Below are 2,866 nucleotides of genomic sequence, written 5' to 3'. Positions count from 1 at the left end.
TAAAATTAGTAGTTCCCACCCGGTACTGGCCATAATCGAGTGCGGTTCGATTAGACTTTTCCGGTAGTGGGAACTTTCTTAATTGCTTGGCATAGGCTTTTGCCTGTTTTTTATAGATCCGGTTGGTTTTGGAATATGGATTGGAGGCACAGCTAAACAAAACCATAAGCACCAGCACTATATTAAATAAGGCAAAACCTCTTCTCATAGCAATAAAGGTATAGGAGTAAAATTTAAAATTTCCAACGTACAAAGGCTTCCATGGCTTCGTAATTTGCCAGTCCAAGTTTGTCGTATGCTTCCGCAGTCTCACGGTTTCGTTCTTCTGCTCGAACCCAGAATTCTCTTTCGTCATCTCCTGGGAATACTGGCCTGTCTTTTTGGGACTGGTGCTGGAATATGGCTTTTCTTTTTCGTTGCACTTCCTGGGGAGAAAGGGGCACCGCCATTTCAATCTCATGAATCTGGAATTCCTGCCAAGCTCCTCGGTACATCCACAGCCAGCAGTCTTTTGTCCATTCTTCGGTTTCCCTTAGCCTGTTAAGAGCCTCCAGGATGATACGGAAGCAAACAATATGGGTACCGTGAGGATCGGCAAAATCACCTGCTGCAAAAACCTGATGAGGTTTTATTTCCTGAAGGAGTTCCATGGTAAGTTCAACATCCTTTTCTGTTACGGGGTTCTTTTTCCTTTTGCCTGTTTCATAAAAAGGCAGGGCCATAAAATGGATGTTCTTATCCTGGAGTCCGGCAAACCTAGCTCCAGCAATGGCCTCTGATTTTCTAATGAAAGCTTTCACATCCTGAATTTCTTTCAGGTCGATATCGTTTGGCTGCTTATTTTCTAGGAAGAGACGCATTTTTTCATAGGTGTCTTCCAATTTTTCAACTTCTTCACCGCGACTTCGGTTAAAGTCGATGGCAAATTCCACGTACCGTAGCACATCGGTATCCCAAACCGCAGTATTACCTGAAGTTTGATATGCCACGTGCACCTGGTGGCCCTGATCTACCAGACGGATAAAGGTTCCCCCCATTGAGATCACATCATCATCAGGGTGTGGCGAGAAAATAAGCGATCGTTTTTGTGGCGGATCTTTTCTTTCAGGTCTTTGAGAATCATCAGCATTTGGTTTTCCACCTGGCCACCCTGTAATGCTGTGTTGCAATTGATTAAAGACATCAATATTAATATTGTAAGCGGGTCCATAATCAGTGGCGAGCTGGGCCATCCCGTTATTGTTATAATCTTCGTCAGTAAGTTTAAGAATCGGCTTTTTAACTTCTGAAGAAAGCCAGATCACAGCTTTTTTAATCAGCTGTTTGTCCCAGACACAATCTTTTACAAGCCAGGGGGTATTGAACCGGGTAAGCTCAGAAGCAGCATCTACATCTAAAATAAATTCGACGTTTTCTGATAGTTGAAGGTAAGTGGCAGGGACATTTCCTGACATTTCGCCTTCCACCGCTTTTCTGATAATCGGTGCTTTTTTACGGCTCCATGCCATCAGGATAATTTCCCGGGCCTTAAAGATGGTCCCTATTCCCATGGTTATAGCCTTGGTGGGCACATTTTCTTTCCCTCCAAAATCACGGGAAGCATCGCGACGAGTAAGATCATCTAAAGTGACCAGACGGGTTCCGGAGTTCGGAGCCGATCCGGGTTCATTGAAACCTATATGACCGGTCCTACCAATACCGAGAACCTGGAGGTCTAATCCACCGAGTGCTCCAATTTTATTTTCATATTCAATACAATAATCTGCTATATCCTCTTTAGCGAGGGTGCCATCTGGAATATGGATGTTTTCTCTCTTTATGTCAATATGACTAAAGAGGTTCTCATCCATAAACCGAACATAACTTTGTTTGGCATCGGGTTGCATCGGATAATACTCATCCAGGTTGAAGGTGATCACGTTATGAAAGCTTAAGTCTTCCTCTTTGTGCAGGCGTACCAATTCTTCATAAACTTCAACTGGAGTTGCGCCGGTGGCAAGGCCCAGTACGGCATTTTCACCTTTTGCCTGTTTGGTTTTAATAAGGTCCGCTATCCTTTTAGCGACCTTTTTTGAAGCTATGTGTTCATCGGGAAAAACAGTTACCGGTAGTTTTTCAAAACGCGTTTCTTCTAATAGGTTTAGTCTAGCCATAATTTAATGCTATTCGGAGATTTTTAATTGATGTATGATTTAACCAGGGCTACCTGGTCTTTAAATATTTCGTCCATTACTGCGATGGTGCCCCCAAACAAACTGGAATTAGAACCTAAATCAGATAATTCGATTTTGGTTCTTTCTTTTAGTTGCATCATACAGTATGTATTCATTGACTGGTGAATCGGAGTGGTTATAAATTGTTTGGCTTCAGCAATCTTTCCTTCCAGGATAACGAGTTCCGGATTAAAGATCTGGATCAAAATAGCAATTCCTTTTCCTAGCTTGATGCCAATTTCTGAGAGCACTTTAATGGCAAACTGATCACCTTTGTTAGCTGCATCTATGATAACTTCAGGCTCTAATTTATCCATTTCTTCCTGGCTCAAATTATTTAATACTGAAGTTTGTCCAGCCTTAAGGCCTTCTTTGGTTCTTCTAACCAGAGCGAGACCTGAGGCTTCGGTTTCCAGGCAACCTCTTTTTCCGCAGTGGCAGAGCAAACCGTCTTCGGTCATTGGAATATGTCCGAATTCCCCGGCAAATCCAGATTCGCCCGAATGCATTCTGCCCCCCATAATAATGCCTAATCCTATTCCCCAGTCCATGGAGATCACTAACACATTGCTTTTATCACGAGCCAAACCAAAACGAAATTCAGCAAGGCATGCACTTTTAGCGTCATTGAGGATGACTACAGGTTTTTTAAA

At 42.9% G+C, this 2,866-nt stretch carries 2 protein-coding genes and 1 pseudogene; all 3 read right to left on the bottom strand.

The annotated features are described in order from the left end of the window. A pseudogene (locus tag ACW6NC_RS16030) lies at positions 1-208 on the bottom strand (hypothetical protein); the annotation flags it as partial. Between the two features lie 25 nt (positions 209-233). Then, entirely contained in the window at positions 234-2,153 is a 1,920-nt protein-coding gene (nagB, locus tag ACW6NC_RS16025; RefSeq protein ID WP_457867573.1) for a glucosamine-6-phosphate deaminase, read from the bottom strand. A gap of 23 nt (positions 2,154-2,176) precedes the next feature. Further along, on the bottom strand, positions 2,177-2,866 hold a 690-nt coding region (locus ACW6NC_RS16020; RefSeq protein ID WP_457867571.1), incomplete at its 5' end, for an ROK family protein.

The sequence above is a fragment of the Salegentibacter profundi genome (assembly GCF_054121475.1).
The sequence above is the reverse complement of the archived record's forward strand: the minus strand, read 5'-3'. Positions and strand labels throughout refer to the sequence as shown.

Coding starts and splice junctions, on each gene's coding strand:
- nagB (WP_457867573.1), bottom strand. CDS start 2,153: ATGGCTAGACTAAACCTATTAGAAGAAACGCGTTTTGAAAAACTACCG.